Below are 18758 nucleotides of genomic sequence, written 5' to 3' on the forward strand. Positions count from 1 at the left end.
TTCAACTTATCTCCGGAAGGGTTGAAGCATGAACAAGTCCAGCTTAACCACCACAGCCCTGACCATCCTGCGCGTTATTGCAGGATTTCTCTTCGCCGCGCACGGTTGGCAGAAGTTCAACGAATTCACCATTGCCGGCACCCAGGCCTCCTTCGCCCAGATGGGCGTCCCGGGCGCTTCGACAGTAGCCCCGATTGTGGCAACCCTGGAGCTCGTGGGCGGCATCGCGCTGATCATCGGGCTTCTTACCCGCGTGTTCGCAGCGCTCCTGGCCGTCAATATGCTCGGCGCGCTCTTCCTGGTGCACGCACCGGCCGGCGTCTTCGTCGGCAATGGCGGCTACGAGCTGGTGCTGCTCTTCGCCGGGGCCGCTCTTGCCCTCGCGCTGGCCGGCGCAGGCAAAATCTCCGCCGACGCAGCACTGTTCGGTCGCTCCGGATCAAAACTCCGTGTCCTGGCCTAGTCAGACCCGCACCAACCCCCACCGACCCCCTCTCACATAACAGCCCCTATACGCCAACGGTCTCTCACTTCCTTCAGAAAAGTGAGAGACCGTTGGCGTTTAAGCAGCGGGATGTGAGAGAGGATCGGGGGGCGGGAGGGGCTAGCCCTTGACGCCGGTGAGCTCGTTCGGAACGTGCTCGAGCTGCGCCGACTTCGCCACCTTGCCGGTCTTCAAGTCCACCGCATGAATGGTGCGCGTCGCCGGCTCGGTGACGAACGCCGTCGAGCCTTGGACAAAGAGTGTCGGCCGCGGGTCCTGCCACGTTGTGGATTCCTCCCAAGCCCCAACCACCGGGATTGTCGACGTGACGGCCCCGGTCAGGGGGTCGATCACGCGCAGTCCGCCATCCGTGCCAAGCACCAGCGCCTCACCGGCGGGCCCACGGCCGAGCGAGCGGAAGGAGTAACTGGTGCCGATATCCACCAACTGCAGGCTGGCCGTCTCAGTGTTGACCAGGGAGATCCGCGTGGGCCGTTCGAGCTCGGCAGCCTTATCCACTTTGTAGTCACCGAGAATGACAGGCGACCTTTCGGAGCCCGCCTGGTTTCCCATCCGGCCGTAGGCGTCAGGGCTGGCGACCTTGGTGATGGCGCCGTCCTTATAGATGAGCATTCCGTTTTCGCAGCCGACCACTACGGCTTCATTGGCGGCTACGGCTTCGCCGTGAACTCCGGGGCAGTCTTCATTGCGCACCACTTCCGTGCGTTCCTGGCCCTTGCCCGCCGACAGCACCGCGATGCCCGAGCGCCCCTCCTCGTTACCGAGTGTCACCAGGAGCTTGCCGTCTTCCAGCTCCACAGCCACACCGTGATGCGCCTCGGGCGTGGTGTAGACCTCTGTCGCAGGCAGCTTTCCGTCCTCAACGGCAGCGGCCAGCGCAGAGGTTTCGAAGCTCTCCACCTTCCCGGAACCATCATTGAAGAGCACAGTCTTGTCTCCGTGCAACACCACGTGACCGGCCTTGTCTGCCGCAAACGCCAACTCAGTCAGCTTGGGCTCAGCCACATAGTGGTGGCTGTGATCACCGTGCGGCTCCGTCCAGGCGCCTGCGTCGAAGAGGCGGAAGGAGTCGCCGGTGGATACGAAAACGTGCCGGCCATCGCCGGCCGGGTTAAGCCTGTTGAAACCGGACATTTCCGCACTTCCCACCTGTTCAAGCGAGGTAGCGTCCAGGACGGAAATGCCGGCGTCGTGGGTGTAAACGAGCCGGGGAGTGGGCGCCCCGGCCTCCTTTGCGCTGGGTGAGGAGGTGGCGTGGGGTGTTGCGTCGATTGCGTTGCCGGCTGAACCACCAGGGGCGGCGCATGCTGTCAGCAGGAGGGCAGAGAGCCCGACGGCAGCAATCGGCTGTGCGCGAAGCCTGGTTTTGCGCGGGGTGCGGACAGGGGACACGGGGGTGGGGTGATGAGGCATGTGTTAAATGATATTGATTCTCATTTATGGTGCAACTCGGCCGGTCAGGTAGCGGCTTGGTTGACAACTACGGACCGCGATTCGTTCCACCGCGTTTGGTTCGAGCTGCACGAGGATCTCATCGCTACCCTTGGCATCCAGCGCACGTGACCCGTTCATCCCCCTGGAGCCGACTTAGTCACGTAACAGAAACCTGCCAACAGTAAGATTCCAAGCATGAGCGATGACGCCGCCAATTCAGTGACCCTCCGCTTCCTCGCGGCTCCCATGGACATCGGACACAGCGGGTCAGTCGACGCCGGCACGGTCCTTGAGTGGGTGGATAAGGCAGCCTACGCTGCAGCAGTGGGCTGGTCGAAGTCGTATTGTGTCACCGCTTATGTGGGCAACATCCACTTCACTGATCCGGTCAACAGCGGCGACATGGTGGAGGTAACGTCCACCATCGTCTACACCGGCCGCTCCTCCATGCACATCCACACCGTGGTCAGCTCACGCGATCCCAAGGGCGGCCCTGAGACGATGCACAGTCAGTGCATGGTGATCTTTGTGGCGGTGGGACCCGACGGCAAGCCGATTCCCGTCCCCCAGTTCGAGCCGACTACGCCTGAAGAGATCGAGCAACGCGACCATGCTCTGGCGCGCATCGAGGTCCGCGAGCAGATCGTCAATGCTATGAACGCCCAGGAATATACCGACGCCGGGACCGCCGAACGCGTCGTCCTGCGGTTCATGGCGTCCCCCACTGATGTGAACTGGGGCGGCAAGGTCCACGGCGGCATCGTCATGAAGTGGATCGACGAAGCCGCGTATGTGTGCGCCTCCCGGTACGCCGGGAAGGACACAGTGGCCGTATTCTCCGGTGGCGTGCGTTTCTACCGGCCCCTGCTGATCGGTCACGTCGTAGAGGTGGAAGCCCGTCTCGTCTACACCGGCGCCAAGGGCATGCACATCGCGGTCCACGTCCGCTCCGGGGATCCCAAGAACCGCGAAATGAACCTGACGACGTATTGCCTCACGGTGATGGTGGCACGCGATGAAACCGGCACTGCCGTGCCGATTCCGTCCTGGGTACCAGTCTCCGAGGAAGACAGGAAGCTACACGCCCACGCCCGCGAACTGCTGGAAATCCGTGGTCGGGCCCCGGGAAACCGGCTGCCGGATCACCTGCTGACGGCGCCGGGCAACTAAGGTCGCGCAACTAAGGGAGCCGGCTCGCCCTGAGTGTCGAAGTGCGCGTGAGCTGTCCGTCATCGATGAAGGCTCACCGTCGGCCGGGCTGGCCCCGGCTGCAGCCATGCCATCGCTGCCAGATGGTCGGTGCCCGGAGTCTTGATGACGGAGGCGCCAGAAAGGGTGAATCCGCGGAACAGAATGTGGTCCGGTCGGGTGGCCGGGAGGCTGGCCGGCCAGGTGAAACCGAAGCCGGCCCGGGCGTCGTCGAGTATCCCCAGCAGTGGACCAAAAGAGCGGTCTGTGTTCGCCGTATTGAAGTCTCCGACCACCAAGAGCCGCGACGACGGATCCGCCTCCACCAGCCTGCTGAGCTTGGCGAGCCCGGCGTTCCGACTGCGCACTTCACCGGGTCGGACCGAGGGCAGATGCACGGCATAGAGCTGGACAGGGCCGTCCGGCGACTCCACCTGAACACTCATGGCGCGGGACCAGCCAAGGCCCAAAGTCAGGGGCCTGCCTTGGCTCAGGGGAAACCGGCTCCACACTCCCACCGTCCCGGCTACCTGCCGATACCCGAACGTCCGGTCCATCAACGGGGCAATCCGTTCCAGGGCTGGCCCGGTGAGCTCCTGAAGGACAACGACGGCGGCACCGGACTGGATCACCTTTTCCACCGCAGCCTCGGCCTCCGGATTTCCGGCGCGGAGGTTCTGCGTGGCCACGCTCCATCCGTTGGCTGCCGCCTCCGAGGCGCCTGGAGCGGGAGCAGGTGCGGTGCCCGTCGTCATGACTGGCAGGAAGACCACGCACCAGGAAACCAGAGCGGCCGCCGCAGGGATGGAGCCAGCCCACGCTTTCGAGAGAACCGCCACGATCAAAAGGGCAGCTATGACCACCCCCAGCCATGGAAGGAAGCTCTCGATGGCGAGCGCTATCCCGTGAGCCTCCGGCACCAGTCTGTGGCCGAAGATCAAAGCAATCATTGCCCCGGCAGAGATGCCCACAACCCAGTCCCTGACACGGGGACGACGCCGCCGCGACGTGAGCAGACCTCGCTGCGCGGCGGTTGCGAAGGTGGTTCCGATGTCCTTTTCCATAGACCCATGGTTCAGAATTGAACTTAAAGGATTCTGAAGCCGCGCAAACTATGCTGGGGCCATGAAGGAGCCCATAACAGTCCTGGTCGTCGACGACGATCCGGACATCAGGAGCTCCCTGCAGTCCCTGCTTGAAGCGGCCGGCTACCAGGTTGAGTCGGCAGCTGACGGCCGGGAAGCTCTCGAAAGGGTGGCCGCAACGTCCCCCGACCTGCTGGTGGCGGACGTTGTGATGCCGGGGATGGACGGACTCGGTCTCTGCCAAATGCTCCGGGCAGCCGGCAATGCAGTTCCGATCCTCTTGCTCACGGCCCGCAGCGATGTGGCCGACTGCGTTGCGGGTTTGGATGCCGGGGCGGACGACTACCTTTCGAAACCGTTTGACCCGAATGAGCTGCTGGCGCGTCTGAGGGCCATGGCGCGCCGGACAACCCACCTTCCGGCCAGTCCCGCTGGATACGACGATTTGGAATTGGTGCCCGAGGCCCACGCCGTGAGGCAAAACGGACGGTGGATTGACCTCAGCAGCACCGAATACGCCATTCTTTGCGTCCTCGCGGAAAACCCTGAGCAGGCACTCAGCCGAGGCCAGATCAGCGACGCCGTGTGGGGATATGCAATGACGCCGGCCTCCAATTCATTGGAGGTCTACATCAGCTACCTGCGACGAAAACTCGAAGCCGAGGGTGAACCACGGATCATCCAGACCGTTCGCGGCGTCGGATACCGGCTGGCTGCGTCGTGACGCTGCGGCTGAGGATGACGCTGGTCATCGCAGCGGCCATCACCCTCACTGTTTCAGTGTTCGCAGTACTGGTGTACGTCTTTGTGGGTCACGAATTGCGCAAGAACGAGGATCTCTCCCTGAGGCGTGAATCGGATCGCATCATCCAGCTGATCCAGACCGATCCCAACTGGCAAGGCTTTTCGCAGTGCACCTGGGTCCGTTCGCCTGCCTGTGCCCAACTCGTGGCGCCGACTCCCAGCGAAGACCCGGACGCCGGTGCCGGGCCGGCATTGCCCATCACCGGTCAGATGCGGGAGGTGGCGTCCGGCAAGAGTGCGGCCTTCTTCACGGAAGCGGCCATCGGCGACGACCCCATCCGCGTGTATGTCAGGCCTCTGCCGGATCAGCGAGCGTTGGTAGTGGGTGTCAGGGACGACAGGGTGCTGGCGTCCTTCGAGCGACTCAGTTGGCTGCTCGCGGCAACAGTGTTGGGCGCCCTGGTGGTGGCCGCAGGCACTGCCTACATAGCGGCACGACGCGGACTACGTCCTGTAGATCGGCTCACGGCCGTAGCCGAGAGTATCGCCCAAACCGGCAACACTGACATCAGGATCCCTCACAGCACAACCACTGAGATCAACCGGCTCAGCAACGCCTTCAATACGATGCTGAGCGAATTGGAACAATCCCGCCACCAGCAGGAGCAGCTGATTGCCGATGCCTCCCATGAACTGCGGACTCCCCTGACGTCGCTGCGGACCAACGCAGCCATGCTCAGGAACCCCGAGCTTCCCCAGGGCAGCAAAGAACGCATTACCGGGGCCCTGGAGCACGAACTGATAGCAATGCAGTCCCTCATCGAGGACCTGATCGACCTGGCCCGAAACAAGGAGTCCCCTTCCTTCATCGAGGAAGTTGATCTCAACGAACTAGTTCTCTTCTGCATGGGCAATGCAGAACGGCGTTATCCCGGGGTAGCTTGGTCCCTGGAAGGACCCGGCGGACCTCTCCTCGTGCCTGGAGAACGCGTCAGGCTGGCCCGCGCCATCACTAATCTGCTGGACAACGCCGGCAAATTCACGCCCGAGCCGGGCCAGGTCCGGGTAGCCCTCACCGCTTCAAAAGGAGGTGTCACTCTTGACGTGCGGGATACGGGGCCGGGTATTCCGTCGGAGGATCTGGACCGTGTCTTTGACAGGTTTTATCGTTCCAGCAGTGCCCGCAGCGTGGCGGGATCCGGTGTGGGCCTCGCCGTGGTCCACAACGTAGCCATTGCCCACAATGGCATGGCAAAAGCGCATCCGAGCCCAAGCGGGGCACACTTCAGCCTTACCTTGCCGTTGGCCGAAGGCAGCTAGACACCCCGCCTGTCCGTCATCCTGGTCGTAGCACGCAGAATTCGTTGCCCTCAGGATCGGCGAGGCACCGCCACGACGCGTCTCCTTGTCCGACGTCGGCGTCAACGGCACCCAGCGTATGCAGCCGGTCAACCTCAGCCGTTTGATCGTCACCGGAGTAGGGCATCAGGTCGAGATGGATACGGCTCCGCAGCGAGTCGGGGTCCGTCGTGCGCAGCAACTCCAGATATGGTCCGACTCCCGTGGACGAACGCAGCCTGGCGTGTTCGTCCGTCACCTCGTGGAGGGTCCAGTCCATCGCCCCGCTCCAGAAGCTGGCCATGGCCCTCGGATCTGCGCAGTTGACCACCACGGTGGCAATGGGTCCGGTGTCCTGGTAGATCGGGCGGGGTTCCAGGACGCAGAACAGGTTGCCCTCGGGATCTTCCAGCACCTCCCATGGCACCTCTCCTTGGCCTATGTCGGCCGGAGTCGCGCCGAGCTCCTTGAGTCGCGCAACCAGCTCCGCCTGATGGGCAGCAGAGGTGGTAGCCAGATCGAGATGCACCCGGTATTTCACCGTTTCCGGGTCCGGAACTGCCACGACGTCAACGCAGACGGCTGAGGGGTCCGGCCATGTGAAGCCCACGGGTTCAACGTTGGTCACACCGGGTCCCTCGCTGGAAATACCCCATCCGAGGGCGTCAGCCCAAAACTTCCCGAGAGCAGAGTCATCCCGGGCTTTGAAGTTCACTTGAACAAGTCGCAGGGCCATGACGCCCTACCTTATACCGAGCCAAGGCAATGTCGCGGCCGGCAACGTCCTGACCAAGGCATGGATCCCGACGTTCATGTCCTACGGTGTCCTCCATGAACGAACTGATCCTCCTGAACGGTCCACCCGGAATCGGGAAATCGACTCTCGCCGGACTATATGCGGATCGCCATCCCGGCGTCCTCAACCTGGATGTGGATAAAGTTCGCTGCTTGATCGGAGGCTGGGAGAAAGACTTCCAGACCGCAGGAACCTTGGTCCGCCCGATCGCGCTCAGCATGGCCACCACCCATCTGGCAGCCGGACACACTGTGATCATGCCGCAATATCTCGACGCCGGGGCTGAAGTCCTGCTGTTCCGGGAGGCCGCTGAAGGGGCCGGAGCCAGCCTCAGGGAAATTGTCCTCATGGACACGCGCGAGGCATCCGTTGAAAGGTTCTATTCCCGCACGGACAGCGATGATCCCTGGCATGCGAGTGTCACCGCCATCGTGGAACAAGGCGGAGGGCCGCGGCTGTTGGAGTCGATGTACCAGGACCTCACCAGCGGCCTTGAGGCCCGTCCGACTGCCACCGTGATCCCGAGCCGCAGGGACCACATCGAGGAGACCTACCAGCTTGTGGTGGAGGCGCTGGCGCCGGCTGCTCGATAGGCAGCCGAAGGCCGCACAGCCGGGAAAGAATCCTGCACGTGCGGCCTTGAGCTGACGGGAACTACTTGATCAGCGCTGCTGCCTGGTCCATGAGGGCACCGACAGCTTCCGGGCCGCCGGCTGCGCCGTCATTGGCGGAAGCCGTGGCGGAGATCAGGACACCATCCTTGATGGCATGTGCCGTGTAGATGGCGCCTGTTCTTCCATCGGGGAGGACCATCACGGTCTTGAAACCCGCTGTTCCGGGTACGCTGCCCATGCCTTCGACCTTCTCGGTGGAGGTGGTGAGGGTATCCCCTTCAGCGGAGTAGGCCACTTTTTTGCACTGCTCGGCCTGGGCCTTGCTTGTATCCAGGTCCTTCTGGAGCCGCGCACCATCGACACCGGAGGTCATGGATACGTTGCTGATGAACCCACCGGCTTTTGTGCGGGCTGTGCCCGCCGTCGTGGAACCGTCGATGGCCCGTGGGGCACCAAGCAGGATCGGGTCATCGCACGCCGCTGGTTCAATGGTGGCCTCTTCGAAACCCTTTGCCACCGAATCAAATTGACCCAGCAACTCCTTGCCGGAAAGTACAGCGGGGCTGGTGCCGTCGCTCAATGTAATCTTTCCGACGAGGCCAATGAGCTCTTCGTTGGTGTACTGCTTCACGGGCGTCGGCGTGGGAGTGGCCGCCCCGCTGGATTGCGACGACGTTGGTTCGGGAGATGCCGTAGACCCACCGCACGCAGTCAATGCCACAACCATCAATGCCGTTGCCCCGATTCCGGGCAGCAAATGCTTCTTCATGTGTTTCCCCAATAACTTTAGAAATTCCCGCGCACGCGGGGCACGGACCACACTACCGCCAAGGGGTGCCTGCGCGGGAACCAGGACCGGGCGGCCTAGAAGCCTCCTCCACCGGCGCCTGCATCGCCTGCCATATTGGCAAAACGCGAGTAGTGGCCCTGGAAAGCAACAACGATGTCCTTGGTGGGACCGTTACGGTGCTTGGCAATGAGGATGTCCGCTTCGCCGGCGCGGGGGGATTCTTTGTCGTAGACGTCTTCACGGTGCAACAGGATGACCATGTCGGCGTCCTGCTCGATGGAGCCGGATTCACGGAGGTCGGACACCATGGGGCGCTTGTCCTGGCGCTGCTCGGAACCACGGTTCAGCTGCGACAGGGCGATGACGGGAACCTGGAGCTCCTTGGCCAGCAGCTTAAGCGCACGGGAGAACTCGGAAACTTCCTGCTGGCGCGATTCAACCTTTTTGCCGGAGCTCATGAGCTGAAGGTAGTCGAGGATGACCAGTTTGAGGTCGTGCTGCTGCTTCAGGCGGCGGCACTTGGCCCGGATCTCCATGAGGGACATGTTGGGGCTGTCATCGATGAACAGCGGAGCATCGTTCATGCGACCCATGGTGGTGGCGATCTTGGACCATTGCTCGTCCTTGATGGTGCCCTTACGGAGGTCTTGCAGACCAATAGTGGCCTCTGCGGAGAGAAGACGCATGGCAATCTCGTTCCGGCCCATTTCCAAGGAGAACATGACTGTAGCCAGGTTGTTCTTGATGGCGGCGGAACGGGCGAAGTCCAGCGCGAACGTGGACTTACCCACGGCAGGACGCGCTGCAATGACGATCATCTGGCCGGGGTGGAGTCCGTGCGTCAGTTCGTCCAGCTCGTAGAAGCCAGTGGGAACACCGGTCATGCCTTCGCCGCGGTGACCGGAAGCTTCGATCTCGTCCACGGTGGATTCCATGACGTCCTTCAACGCCACGTAGTCCTCTGCAGTGCGCTTTTCCGCCACAGCGTAGACCTCGGCCTGGGCCTGGTTGACAAGGTCTTCCACTTCGCCGTCCTGGCCGTAGCCCATCTGGACGATCTTGGTGCCGGCGTTAACAAGGCGGCGAAGGACAGCACGCTCGGCAACAATCTCGGCGTAGTAGCCGGCGTTTGCCGCGGTTGGTACGGTCTGGATGAGCTCGTGGAGGTAGGCGGGGCCGCCAATCCTGTTGATTTCTCCGCGCTTGGTCAGTTCATCCGAGACGGTGACGGCGTCGGCGGGCTCGCCACGACCGTAGAGGTCAATGATGGACTCATAGATGGTCTCGTGGGCCGGACGGTAGAAGTCGTGCCCACGGACGATCTCGACGACATCCGCGATCGCGTCCTTGGACAGCATCATGCCGCCAAGTACCGACTGTTCAGCAGGGATGTCCTGGGGAGGTTTCCGGCTCGAGTCCGAAGCGCGTGTGCCCTCGATTGAGTCCAAGTGCGTAACTGACAAAGCCGTCCTCCATTTGTGTACCGCTGCAGAGATTTACTCCCCGGCGGCCCGTAAACCGCAGTGTGTGGTGACGAAGTCCGCCCGGTGTCTCTGACGATGTCAGGGAGGGCCGACAAAATAGCATTCCGTATCCACAAGTTATCCACAGTCGATTCCCCACGCCCGCTGCAAATGGTGGGCTTGAGCAGCGTCCGGGAAACTCAACAAGGGATATTCGCATCCGAAATGGACACTCCAGACACGTTACAGCAGGCGCCTGACACCCCCTGTGGAAAACCTGTGGAATACCAGCCCCACGTTGTGCACAGACTGTGCGTTACCCTGTGGATAGAGAAATTCTTTTACGGGAAATTGGCGTCTGACCTGCGGAAACGTTGATCACAAGCTGTGGACCAAAGAAAGATTCGGCGCAATTTCATCCACAGACGCCCCGCTCCTCCGAGCCTCATGGAGGGTGGAATGAACCCCAAACATGCCGCAAATGTGATGCATCTTACAAACCGGCCCCAAATTTGACACCACTGTCTCAGAAGCCTATGCCGGAAGTGGAATGTGCTGTGGATAACCAAGTTCTGGCATAAGCTCTAAGCATGGGGATGAACTTTGGTGACGTGTTGACGCTTGCCCTTCCGCTTCTAGTCCTCGTTGGCCTGTTGTGGGCACTCACGGCGGCCTTCAAACCGCGGGATACCGGCGTCTCCGACGCGGAGAGGTATCAACGTGAACTGGCGGCCCGTTCGGCTGCGCACCAAGCGTCCCAAGTCCAGGAGGCGCTGGCCCTGCGCGCCCGGATCGAGGCCACTACCAAGCCGAGCCAGAATGAGGCAAGCCACCGGGAACAGGCGGAGAACTCCAGGTCCGCTATCCAGGCCCAGGCCGCCCGTTCACATGCTGCCGGCCAGACCGGACACCAGCCCGCCGTCCTTCCCAATGGCCAACTGAACCCGCAGCTTGCGCTCGAGCTCCAAAACCTGGTCCGCAGCGGGAAGAAGATCGAGGCCATCAAGGTTCTGCGCCAGGCCACCCACTCGGACCTGCTTACCGCCAAGAACTACGTAGATCGGCTCTGACAACGCCATGGATTCCATCCTCATCCCGCTCCTGATCCTCGTTGCGGTCATTGCGGGAGTGCTCCTGCTTATTCGCTCTTTCACCAAGCGTTCCGCTGAAACCACAGCGGGCGTCGCTGCCGCGAACGCCCCGAAGGATCCCGTGGATCTGGCCAGGGAGTCTGCCGCCAAGCTCAACCAGGAGCAACACCGCCAGCTTTACTCACTGATCGCCCGCGGACAGGGCATGGCAGCGATCAAGCTCTACTTGCAGGCCACTGGCGAAGGCCTGCGTGCCTCGCGTGAAGCTGTAGGCGCCTTGGCCGCCCACCCGCAGCCTTTCACGCCGGAGCCAGCCGCCAAGGATCTGCTGGCGGATGACGATGACGAGCCCGAGCGCTTTCCCTACCGTTACAGGGCGATTGTCAGCAAAGGCGAGGTAACGCGGGAAGTGAGCAGCAACATGCTCAACGATGAGATCTACGGACGAATACGGACGCTCGCCAAAAGTGGAGATGTCGAGGGCGCCGCGATCGCGTTGACGCGCCACTCAGACATCACCATCAAACAGGCCCGCGAGTTTATTGAGCTGTTGGACGACTAGGAAAACCTAGAAGTCGAACAGGTCTCCAAGGAAGCCCTCTTTTTTCTTGCGCTTACGGCCGTGCCCATCGCGATCGTAGCCTTCGCGCCGATCGCCGTCCCGCCGGTCGTAGTCACGCCTGTCCCTGTCGTCATAGCGCGGCTGCTGCGGTCGGGACTCAAACGGATTGTAGAGGGGTGGCGGCGCGACGGGTGGCTGGGACGGCGCAGCCGCCGGCCGGGAGGGAGCAGGGATGGTTTCTGCTGCGACGCGATCAATGATCTTGTCCAGCTCCCCACGGTCCAGCCACACACCCCTGCATTGCGGGCAGTAATCAATCTCCACGCCGCTTCGTTCGCTCATCACCAGGTCAATGGAATCCACAGGACACTTCATGGTTGCCCCAACGATCAGCCGCGTGAAAAAGTTCGGGCCAACCAAGCGGTGGGATTCACCAAGCGTCCAGCACCACGTGCATACTGATCGGATGCTTCATCCCGATGTCCTTCAAGCCCACCGGCTGGTGAACCTCCTGGGGCAGATATGCTCCCTTCCCGTTTCCGAGTCGGACAACACTGAGTATGGCGCCGCAACGTCCACCTGTGGGACCGCAATGATCCGTTTCCGGGTGGGCAAGGTGACGCCTACCAAGGTGGGCCTCTTCGTTGCGGTGTGGCGTCGGTCAGCTGCCGGAGGTACGGAACCGTTCCCTGCGGACCACCCGGAAGCCAACGATGCCGACACTTTGGTGATCTCCGTCCGGGAAGCGGAAAACTCCGGACATTTCGTCTTTCCCCGGTCCGCCTTGGTCACTCACGGCATCAGTTCCCTCAATGGAAGAGGCGGGAAGCGCGGGTTCCGCGTCTATCCTCCGTGGTCCGAAACCGCCAACCCCCAGGCACGGAAGACCCAGGCGTGGCAAAGCCGGTATTTCCACTACTCCCCTGATCGCGGGCTACCGACCCGCTGAAATACCTGCCAACAGCTGTTCGAACGGCAGTGATTCAAGGGCTTCGGGCTTGCGGTTCGGCTGCGGTCCGCTGAGCAACTGCACCAGTTCACCCGCAGCGCGGTCAACGCGCGCCGAAAGGGGCGAGCCGCCGTCGTCGGTATTTCCCCAGTCCTGCGGCCCCGCGAAAACGCCCGTAGCGGCAATCCTGGTGCGCAGGTAGGTGAACAGTGGGCGCATGGCGTAATCGAGGACCATCTGGTGGCGGTCTGTGCCGCCTGTGGCGCCCAGCAGGACAGCCTTGCCGTCCAGCGACTTCGGGTCCAGCACGTCGATGAAGGACTTGAACAAACCACTGTAGGAGGCGCTGAAGACGGGGCTGACGGCGATGATGGCGTCGGAATCGTCGACGCCGGCAATCACCTCCGCGAGGCGCGGCGCCGCATAGCCGGTGACAAAGTTGTTGGCGATGTCCACGGCAAGATCGCGCAGTTCAACGGTGTCGATCTTCACGTCGTACCCTGCAGCCCGCAACTGCCGCTCGGCGGAGGCGGCCAGCTGATCGGCCAGCAGGCGGCTCGACGACGGGACGCCGAGTCCGGCGGAAAGGACGGTGATGCGGCGGGTTTCCATGGCATTCTCCTGTTGCTTGTTCATCCAGCTTACATGCGTTTGCATCTAAATCAATGAACAGGCGTATACCCGGAACTATTCCCGGCGGGCCTTAGCTCCCGTTGATCCCCGTCAAGAAGGCAACCGTGGCGGATGCGATCTGGTCCTGGGCAGCGTCGCGGTCCACGGTAGGTTCGCCGTCGCCGGGCTGCGGTCCGTAGTCCCCGAAGAACGCGTGGTTACCGCCCTGAACCTCCACAAATGCGGCGTCCGAGGGCAGCAGTTCGCGGGAGGCGTTGATCTTCTCCGGCGTACTGAGCCCGTCCTCCGAGCCTGAGATGGAGAGGACCTTCAGCCCCGCGCGGTCGCGCATGGAGTCCAGCGGGTAGGAGGCGTACAGCAGCAGGCCGTCCACGTCCTGGTTGGACAGGGCAAATGAACTCGCACTGACCCCACCCAGGGAATGACCCCCAACAGTCCATGTGGAAATTTCCGGATGGGCCTCCATGACGCCACGGGCCTGGCTTCCGTCCAACAAGCTGAGATTGAGGGGTGCCTTGAGGATCACCACAAGGACCCCGGCATCCACGGCCGGCTTGAGGATGTCCGCATACGCCCGCGCCTCAACCCGGGCGCCGGGGTAGAAGACCAGCCCTTTGCTGACCGGCGCGCCGTCGGGCCTCATCACAATCGCCGTCGGCTCTTCAATCACCGAGGCCGAGGGAGACGATCCGGCCGCTACCGCGCCTTGTTGGTAGGCGAAGGGATTCAGCCACACCAGCATGGCCACCAAGGCCAGCACAGCCACGCGCCCCACCCATGCACCTGCAGCCCTCAGCGCTGTGCGCTTGCGGGACACGCGGCGGCGGCGCCACAGCAGAACAGCCCAAAGAAGTCCGACGACGACGGCAGTCACCAACAGCGCAGGCAGCAGCGGGTGTCCGCGCAGGACGGCGGGATTCCCAAGCAGCATCCACAGGGGCGCCAGGACCAAGGCGGCAACACACAGGGCAGAGGCCCAGAAGAGCACTGGCCTGCGTGTGACGGACGAGACATCAGGGGAGGAGGTCATGCTTCCATAATAGTTCCATCATGGAGATACTTTGCGCTTCCCAGAAGAGCGGACGATCAGCGCCGCGGGGCGTGCGTGGACAGGAAGGCGAACGTCTTGTCCCGCGCTTCCCGGGCTTCGTCGAAGTTCAGGTGGAACTGGTATTCGTGCGGCAGTTCCGGCTCATGGGTGGCGGGCCAGAACAGCTCGGTCACCGGAACGCCGACATCCTTGAGGCGGTTGCTGTAGGGCACGGACTGGAGCCAGGTGAGCCCGTCGCCGTTGCCGCCGCTGATGAACGTCGGCGGGAAGTCGTCGGTGACAAAGTCGATGGTGGACATGGTGGCCCCGGCGTAGGTAGCGGACCAGTCCTTGGTGCCTGTGTACGCCCAAAGGGAGGTCTTGAATCCCCACGCCACGATGCCGCTGAGGTCAGCCATGGCCCGGAGATCGTAGACACCGCAGTGCAGGATGGTGGCGGCCAGCTCCGACTTTTGAAGGGCCGGCTGGATCCCCATCAGATTGGCGTACTCGGGGTTTACGGTGAGCGTGGTCATCTGGCTCGCAAGCTGGGCCCCGGCAGAGTCACCGGCCAGCACAATACGGCTGGTGTCCACGTTCAGTTCGGCCGCATGGGCCTTGATGTAGGCAAGGGCGTCGTTAATGTCACGCACGGCAGTGGGATAGGTGGCTTCGGGGGCGATCGGATAGCTCATGCCGATGGTGGTGTAACCCTCGGCGGCGATGATCTGGAGATACGGATTCACGTCGCGCTGCGCCCCGGAAATCCAGGCACCCCCATGAATCCACACCACTGTCGGCAGCGGCGCGGTGGTCCCCTCAGGGCTGAAAACATCAAAAGTGGACCCGGGCTTGTACACCACGCCGGCCTGGGTTTGCAGTGGCGCATCCGGCACGTAAGGGGTCATCTCGTCAATGGTCGCCTGCGCCCCACGCTCAAAAACACTGCGGATCAGCATCGCGGATGGCCACGGGGTAGCGGACAGCGCCAGAAGGACGATCAGGACCAGAAGAATCGCAACGTCCAGCTTCTTAAGCCGCGACGACCGTGCTCTCGGAGGACGCGAACGTGACCCCGCGCCTGCTGATTGGCTCTTGTCCGCGCTTCTTTGGATCGATTCCAACGGTCCCATCACACACTCCCCCGGTCGGCGCACCTGTGGACTATGCTAAGGCAGCCGCGGCGTTTGCCGACGTCAGCACTGCGGCCGTGCCGCTGACAGCAGCACTCCTTCGCCGCCGTCGAACGCTACGGTGTGAAAACGGGCGCCACGCGCGACCTCCCGAAAGCCCCATCTTCGGTGCAACGCCAGCGACGCCTCGTTGCCCGCATTGACCACATACCAAGCGAACTCCGCCCGCTCCCACATCCAGTGGAGACGGGCCTCAGTCAGCTGAGCCGCCAGGCCCCTGCGCCGGAATTCAGGCCGCACGGTGACGCCACCCAGGTATTGCCCGGCCGGCGCGGGGCCGTCCGCATAGTCCCAGTGATGCGTTTTGGCCCAACCCACGACGCCGGACCCACCTTCCGCGTTGGCGTCATCATGCGCTTCGGCCACCACGACGAGACGGGCGGGGTCCGCGACCGCGGCGCTGATGCCCGCAGCGAATCGCTCAGCGTCACTGGGCGATGTCCGCCCAGTGACGATGTCCGTGGCGAGGATGACCTGTACATCGGCCGGGCGGGCGGGCCTGATAGTGAAGTACACCGGCTCAGTCTATTTGAGCAAAAGACTTTCATTATGAGTTGCAGCCCATAATATGGGATAGGTAATGGAGCCCTCGCGTCGGGACCCAGGCCATGGGCCGGCTGTTCTGCCAGGCCCCGCAACACAGTCCCGCGCCCGCACGAAAGAAGCCCATGACACACCACACCATCGCTCCTCTGGACGGCGTCCGGGTCCTGGAACTCGGCAACTACATCGCCGCACCCACGGCCGGCAGGCTGCTGGCCGACTTCGGAGCCGAGGTCATCAAGGTGGAGCGGCCCGGCACAGGCGACGAACTGCGCAACTGGCGCCTGCACAAGGGCACCACGTCCATGCTGTACCGCACGCTGAACCGCAACAAGAAGTCCGTGGTCCTGGATCTCCGCACCAAGGCGGGCAAGCAGGCAGTGCTGGAGCTGGTGGCCAAGTGCGACATCCTCCTGGAGAACTTCCGGCCCGGGACGCTGGAAAAGTGGGGTCTGGGACCGGAGGTCCTCAACGAAGTGAACCCCGACCTCATCGTCACTCGCATCTCCGCCTTCGGGCAGACGGGGCCGCTGTCTGAGCGGCCCGGTTTTGCCGCCGTCGCCGAAGCCTACGGCGGGTTCCGCAACCTGGTGGGCGACCCGGATCGCGCTCCCGTTCGCGTTGGCGTCTCCATAGGCGACTCAATCGCGGGCCTGTACGCCGCCTTCGGCTCCATGATGAGCCTGTACCAGCGTGAAGCACGACGCCGGGACTCGGCCGGCGCCGTTCCGCTCACCGAGCGCATCATCGACGTTGCGCTGAACGAGGCAATGTTCTCGATGATGGAATCGCTGATCCCTGACTACCAGGCTTACGGCGTGGACCGGCAGCGCGTGGGCGGCCGGATGGAGGGCATCGCTCCCTCCAACGCGTACGTATGCAAGGACGGTGCGAGCATTGTGGTGGCAGGCAACGGTGACTCCATTTACCAGCGGTACATGCAGACCATCGGGCGCCCCGACCTCGCTGAGGACCCTTCGCTGCAAACGAATGCCGGGCGCTGGGCCCAACGTGAGGAGCTGGATCAGGCGATCGGCGAGTGGGCAGCGACGCTTTCAGGTACTGAAGCGCTGGCCGCCCTTGAGGCCGCGGGGGTTCCGGCCGGACCCATCTATACCGCCGCAGACATCAGCACGGACAGCCAGTATGCCGCCCGCAACATGATCCAGGAGTTCGACGTGTCCACCGGCGAGGAAATCCTCCCCGGCGTGGGCTTCCCGGGCATTGTTCCGGTGATCGGGGCCCAGTCCCTGCCCATCCGCAACCTGGGACCGGACCTGGGCGAAAATACGCAAGAAATCCTTGGCGGGCTCCTGGACATGGACGCCGCACAGATCAATGCGGCTTCCGGCCGCGAGGAGGCCCTCCGACCATGAACCGCTTCGAAAGCCCCTTGGCTTCAACGCTTGGCAATGTCATCCTGCGGGACGTCACGCTGCGCGACGGGCTCCAGCTGACCGGCAAACTGCTGCCTGCAGAGCAGAAGATCGAGACGGTGCGGGAGCTGCTCCGACTGGGAGTGCCCGCCATTGAGCTGGGCTCCATGGCCCGCGCAGACCTGGTCCCCACCATGGCCAACACCCTGGAAGTGGTCCAGGCCCTCACCCCCGAGGAACTGGAAAGGTGCTGGATCTGGGTGGCCACCCCCGGTCACGTCGCCAAAGCATCAGCCGCCGGAGCACGGAACTTCCAGTACTGCTTGTCCGCCTCGGATTCCCACAACAAGGCCAATATCGGTCGGACCACTGATGAGAGCCTGGCCGCTTTGCCCGAGGCTGTCGAGTACACCCGCGCAGTGAACGGCCACATCCAGCTGTGCATCGCTACGTCCTTTACCTGCCCCTTCGAGGGTTACGTTCCCGAGGAGCGCATCCTTTCCATCGCCAACGACCCCCGGGCTGAGGGCACTACGGACATCGTCATCTGCGACACCTTGGGGCAGGCCGTTCCAGCGCAGGTCGCCCGTCTCATCTCCCGGGTTCGGGACGAGTCCCCTGCACGCAGGATCGTCTATCACGGCCACGACACCTGGGGTTTGGGTGTAGCAAACACACTCGCCGCCATCCAGGCCGGAGCCGCGATGGTGGATGGTGCCCTTGGTGGACTGGGCGGCTGCCCCTTCGCGCCCGGCGCCAGCGGCAATACGTCCAGTGAAGACATTCTTTTTGCAACCCGCCCTGAATGGCTGACTCCGGACGTTTTCGGCGAACTTGTGGTGCTTTCGGAGAAGCTGCTGGCGGAACTGGGTGAACCGAACCGCTCCAAGGCAGCTCAAGGAGCGCGGTCCAAGGCCGAGGCTTTTGACTGGGTTATGCCTGCCTCCTAGCTCTTCTTGCCCGCTCCGCCCACAGCCATAAGTTCCAGACGCTTGAGCGTCTCGCGGTTCCGCACTGCTATCACGGGGTCCCGCAGCGCCTTGGGGATCAGCTTCCCCGGGCCGCGAACGGCGTCTTCGGCGATGGACACCCGGCACTGGGAACCGCCAAGGTCTTCCAAGGTGATCAGGATTCTGGCTTCACCCAGAGGCCAGCCCTTGGCGAGGATTTCCAGCTTTCTGCCAGGTTCCACAGCTGTGACCCTGCTGCTGTCATCGATCAGAAAGGGCCACGACCCCACGGAATGATGCAGCTTGGAACCCACCTGCGGCCACTGGTCGTCGACGGCGCGGATCCGTGAAGCACCCACCACCCAGCCGGAATAGAGCCACCCGTCCTCAATGACTTCCCAGACGTCGCCGGCGGGGGACCTGAACAACTGCGTGACGGTGGACATGTGGACCCTTTCTCAGCAGATGCGGCCA

At 63.0% G+C, this 18758-nt stretch carries 21 protein-coding genes; 10 read left to right on the forward strand and 11 right to left on the reverse strand.

Annotation, left to right across the window (positions count from 1 at the left end):
* Positions 1-28 precede the first annotated feature (28 nt).
* Complete coding sequence (locus ACIQLI_RS13235; RefSeq protein ID WP_354231362.1) at positions 29-463, forward strand: DoxX family protein; 435 nt, start codon at positions 29-31, stop codon at positions 461-463.
* Between the two features lie 141 nt (positions 464-604).
* On the opposite strand, the gene aztD is transcribed toward ACIQLI_RS13235, so the two are convergent.
* Positions 605-1918, reverse strand: a complete 1314-nt coding sequence (gene aztD / locus ACIQLI_RS13240; RefSeq protein WP_400389089.1) for a zinc metallochaperone AztD — start codon at positions 1916-1918, stop codon at positions 605-607.
* A gap of 216 nt (positions 1919-2134) precedes the next feature.
* Here aztD and ACIQLI_RS13245 point away from each other — a divergent pair, with 216 nt between their 5' ends.
* Positions 2135-3109, forward strand: a complete 975-nt coding sequence (locus ACIQLI_RS13245) for an acyl-CoA thioesterase (protein WP_400389092.1) — start codon at positions 2135-2137, stop codon at positions 3107-3109.
* Between the two features lie 59 nt (positions 3110-3168).
* Here the strand turns inward: ACIQLI_RS13245 and ACIQLI_RS13250 are convergent, their stop codons facing one another.
* Complete coding sequence (locus ACIQLI_RS13250; RefSeq protein ID WP_400389095.1) at positions 3169-4191, reverse strand: endonuclease/exonuclease/phosphatase family protein; 1023 nt, start codon at positions 4189-4191, stop codon at positions 3169-3171.
* Positions 4192-4252: 61 nt separating this feature from the next.
* Here ACIQLI_RS13250 and ACIQLI_RS13255 point away from each other — a divergent pair, with 61 nt between their 5' ends.
* Both ACIQLI_RS13255 and ACIQLI_RS13260 read left to right on the forward strand, forming a co-directional pair.
* The gene (locus ACIQLI_RS13255; RefSeq protein WP_400389098.1) at positions 4253-4936 is read left to right on the forward strand and encodes a response regulator transcription factor; all 684 of its coding nucleotides are present in this window, start codon (positions 4253-4255) and stop codon (positions 4934-4936) included.
* Positions 4937-4950: 14 nt separating this feature from the next.
* Entirely contained in the window at positions 4951-6276 is a 1326-nt protein-coding gene (locus tag ACIQLI_RS13260; protein ID WP_400389101.1) for a sensor histidine kinase, read from the forward strand.
* 16 nt (positions 6277-6292) lie between these two features.
* Here the strand turns inward: ACIQLI_RS13260 and ACIQLI_RS13265 are convergent, their stop codons facing one another.
* Entirely contained in the window at positions 6293-7030 is a 738-nt protein-coding gene (locus ACIQLI_RS13265; protein WP_400389103.1) for a VOC family protein, read from the reverse strand.
* A 95-nt stretch (positions 7031-7125) separates the two neighbouring features.
* Between ACIQLI_RS13265 and ACIQLI_RS13270 the strand changes: the two genes are divergently transcribed.
* A complete protein-coding gene (locus ACIQLI_RS13270; protein WP_354231375.1) occupies positions 7126-7683 on the forward strand; it encodes an AAA family ATPase in 558 nt (185 codons plus the stop codon).
* Between the two features lie 61 nt (positions 7684-7744).
* Here ACIQLI_RS13270 and ACIQLI_RS13275 read toward each other — a convergent pair whose 3' ends face one another.
* Positions 7745-8473: a hypothetical protein gene (locus ACIQLI_RS13275; RefSeq protein ID WP_354231377.1), complete on the reverse strand. Its 729-nt coding sequence runs from the start codon at positions 8471-8473 to the stop codon at positions 7745-7747.
* A gap of 95 nt (positions 8474-8568) precedes the next feature.
* Entirely contained in the window at positions 8569-9957 is a 1389-nt protein-coding gene (dnaB, locus tag ACIQLI_RS13280) for a replicative DNA helicase (protein ID WP_089597011.1), read from the reverse strand.
* A 596-nt stretch (positions 9958-10553) separates the two neighbouring features.
* Between dnaB and ACIQLI_RS13285 the strand changes: the two genes are divergently transcribed.
* Together ACIQLI_RS13285 and ACIQLI_RS13290 are read left to right on the forward strand one after the other, a co-directional pair.
* Positions 10554-11027, forward strand: a complete 474-nt coding sequence (locus tag ACIQLI_RS13285) for a hypothetical protein (RefSeq protein ID WP_354231653.1) — start codon at positions 10554-10556, stop codon at positions 11025-11027.
* A gap of 7 nt (positions 11028-11034) precedes the next feature.
* Positions 11035-11610, forward strand: a complete 576-nt coding sequence (locus ACIQLI_RS13290; protein WP_400389108.1) for a hypothetical protein — start codon at positions 11035-11037, stop codon at positions 11608-11610.
* A 6-nt stretch (positions 11611-11616) separates the two neighbouring features.
* Here the strand turns inward: ACIQLI_RS13290 and ACIQLI_RS13295 are convergent, their stop codons facing one another.
* Positions 11617-11973, reverse strand: a complete 357-nt coding sequence (locus ACIQLI_RS13295; RefSeq protein ID WP_400389111.1) for a zf-TFIIB domain-containing protein — start codon at positions 11971-11973, stop codon at positions 11617-11619.
* Between the two features lie 103 nt (positions 11974-12076).
* Between ACIQLI_RS13295 and ACIQLI_RS13300 the strand changes: the two genes are divergently transcribed.
* Positions 12077-12559, forward strand: coding sequence for a MepB family protein (locus ACIQLI_RS13300; RefSeq protein ID WP_400389114.1), 483 nt, complete (start codon positions 12077-12079; stop codon positions 12557-12559).
* Here the strand turns inward: ACIQLI_RS13300 and ACIQLI_RS13305 are convergent.
* From ACIQLI_RS13305 to ACIQLI_RS13320, 4 genes are all read right to left on the reverse strand, one after another.
* The gene (locus ACIQLI_RS13305) at positions 12545-13171 is read right to left on the reverse strand and encodes an FMN reductase (RefSeq protein ID WP_400389537.1); all 627 of its coding nucleotides are present in this window, start codon (positions 13169-13171) and stop codon (positions 12545-12547) included. The two genes, ACIQLI_RS13300 and ACIQLI_RS13305, sit on opposite strands and share 15 nt — an antisense overlap.
* 91 nt (positions 13172-13262) lie before the next feature.
* Positions 13263-14222, reverse strand: a complete 960-nt coding sequence (locus ACIQLI_RS13310) for an alpha/beta hydrolase (protein WP_400389117.1) — start codon at positions 14220-14222, stop codon at positions 13263-13265.
* Positions 14223-14278: 56 nt separating this feature from the next.
* The gene (locus ACIQLI_RS13315) at positions 14279-15355 is read right to left on the reverse strand and encodes an alpha/beta hydrolase (protein ID WP_400389120.1); all 1077 of its coding nucleotides are present in this window, start codon (positions 15353-15355) and stop codon (positions 14279-14281) included.
* A 63-nt stretch (positions 15356-15418) separates the two neighbouring features.
* Positions 15419-15931, reverse strand: coding sequence for a GNAT family N-acetyltransferase (locus ACIQLI_RS13320; RefSeq protein ID WP_400389123.1), 513 nt, complete (start codon positions 15929-15931; stop codon positions 15419-15421).
* 152 nt (positions 15932-16083) lie between these two features.
* On the opposite strand from ACIQLI_RS13320, the gene ACIQLI_RS13325 reads away from it, so the two are divergent.
* On the forward strand, positions 16084-17334 hold the full coding sequence (locus ACIQLI_RS13325) for a CaiB/BaiF CoA transferase family protein (protein ID WP_400389125.1): 1251 nt from the start codon (positions 16084-16086) through the stop codon (positions 17332-17334).
* Positions 17331-18284, forward strand: coding sequence for a hydroxymethylglutaryl-CoA lyase (locus ACIQLI_RS13330; RefSeq protein ID WP_400389128.1), 954 nt, complete (start codon positions 17331-17333; stop codon positions 18282-18284). The genes ACIQLI_RS13325 and ACIQLI_RS13330 overlap by 4 nt, the downstream gene beginning before the upstream one ends.
* Here ACIQLI_RS13330 and ACIQLI_RS13335 read toward each other — a convergent pair.
* Positions 18281-18730, reverse strand: coding sequence for an SRPBCC family protein (locus tag ACIQLI_RS13335; protein ID WP_400389131.1), 450 nt, complete (start codon positions 18728-18730; stop codon positions 18281-18283). The two genes, ACIQLI_RS13330 and ACIQLI_RS13335, sit on opposite strands and share 4 nt — an antisense overlap.
* Positions 18731-18758 lie beyond the last annotated feature (28 nt).

Origin of the sequence: Paenarthrobacter sp. NPDC091669, assembly GCF_044756725.1 — a bacterium.
Taxonomy (GTDB): Bacteria; Actinomycetota; Actinomycetes; order Actinomycetales; family Micrococcaceae; genus Arthrobacter; species Arthrobacter bambusae_C.

Coding starts and splice junctions, on each gene's coding strand:
- ACIQLI_RS13250 (WP_400389095.1), bottom strand. CDS start 4,191: ATGGAAAAGGACATCGGAACCACCTTCGCAACCGCCGCGCAGCGAGGT.
- ACIQLI_RS13335 (WP_400389131.1), bottom strand. CDS start 18,730: ATGTCCACCGTCACGCAGTTGTTCAGGTCCCCCGCCGGCGACGTCTGG.
- ACIQLI_RS13305 (WP_400389537.1), bottom strand. CDS start 13,171: ATGGAAACCCGCCGCATCACCGTCCTTTCCGCCGGACTCGGCGTCCCG.
- ACIQLI_RS13260 (WP_400389101.1), top strand. CDS start 4,951: ATGACGCTGGTCATCGCAGCGGCCATCACCCTCACTGTTTCAGTGTTC.
- aztD (WP_400389089.1), bottom strand. CDS start 1,918: ATGCCTCATCACCCCACCCCCGTGTCCCCTGTCCGCACCCCGCGCAAA.
- ACIQLI_RS13310 (WP_400389117.1), bottom strand. CDS start 14,222: ATGACCTCCTCCCCTGATGTCTCGTCCGTCACACGCAGGCCAGTGCTC.
- ACIQLI_RS13275 (WP_354231377.1), bottom strand. CDS start 8,473: ATGAAGAAGCATTTGCTGCCCGGAATCGGGGCAACGGCATTGATGGTT.
- ACIQLI_RS13265 (WP_400389103.1), bottom strand. CDS start 7,030: ATGGCCCTGCGACTTGTTCAAGTGAACTTCAAAGCCCGGGATGACTCT.
- ACIQLI_RS13285 (WP_354231653.1), top strand. CDS start 10,554: ATGAACTTTGGTGACGTGTTGACGCTTGCCCTTCCGCTTCTAGTCCTC.
- ACIQLI_RS13315 (WP_400389120.1), bottom strand. CDS start 15,355: ATGGGACCGTTGGAATCGATCCAAAGAAGCGCGGACAAGAGCCAATCA.
- ACIQLI_RS13255 (WP_400389098.1), top strand. CDS start 4,253: ATGAAGGAGCCCATAACAGTCCTGGTCGTCGACGACGATCCGGACATC.
- ACIQLI_RS13290 (WP_400389108.1), top strand. CDS start 11,035: ATGGATTCCATCCTCATCCCGCTCCTGATCCTCGTTGCGGTCATTGCG.
- ACIQLI_RS13235 (WP_354231362.1), top strand. CDS start 29: ATGAACAAGTCCAGCTTAACCACCACAGCCCTGACCATCCTGCGCGTT.
- ACIQLI_RS13330 (WP_400389128.1), top strand. CDS start 17,331: ATGAACCGCTTCGAAAGCCCCTTGGCTTCAACGCTTGGCAATGTCATC.
- ACIQLI_RS13325 (WP_400389125.1), top strand. CDS start 16,084: ATGACACACCACACCATCGCTCCTCTGGACGGCGTCCGGGTCCTGGAA.
- ACIQLI_RS13245 (WP_400389092.1), top strand. CDS start 2,135: ATGAGCGATGACGCCGCCAATTCAGTGACCCTCCGCTTCCTCGCGGCT.
- ACIQLI_RS13270 (WP_354231375.1), top strand. CDS start 7,126: ATGAACGAACTGATCCTCCTGAACGGTCCACCCGGAATCGGGAAATCG.
- ACIQLI_RS13300 (WP_400389114.1), top strand. CDS start 12,077: ATGCTTCATCCCGATGTCCTTCAAGCCCACCGGCTGGTGAACCTCCTG.